This window comes from Staphylococcus pasteuri (assembly GCF_030547725.1).
GTDB lineage: Bacteria > Bacillota > Bacilli > Staphylococcales > Staphylococcaceae > Staphylococcus > Staphylococcus pasteuri.
Window position 1 is genome coordinate 1 of the sequence record NZ_JAUOQO010000859.1, and the last position, 240, is coordinate 240.

At 41.2% G+C, this 240-nt stretch carries 1 protein-coding gene; it reads left to right on the forward strand.

What is annotated here, in order from left to right:
* The coding region (locus tag Q4528_RS15730; RefSeq protein WP_303522660.1) for a BamA/TamA family outer membrane protein at positions 1 to 240 on the forward strand (240 nt) is incomplete at both ends.

Sequence of the window (240 nt, forward strand, 5' to 3'; positions counted from 1 at the left end):
GGCTTAAGTCTCTCTGCCGGTGTTCAGCAAGACAACTTTTTAGGGACAGGTAATAGAGCGGGTATTAATGTTAGTACCAACAAATACTCTAAAAACTTTGATGTTAACTTTACCGACCCTTACTTTACTAAAGATGGCGTAAGTTTCGGCGGCCGCTTTTATTACACTGACTTTGAAGCGTCTAAAGCCGACATTGTTGACTATAACAATGAAACAATTGGCTTACGCGGTACGCTAGGT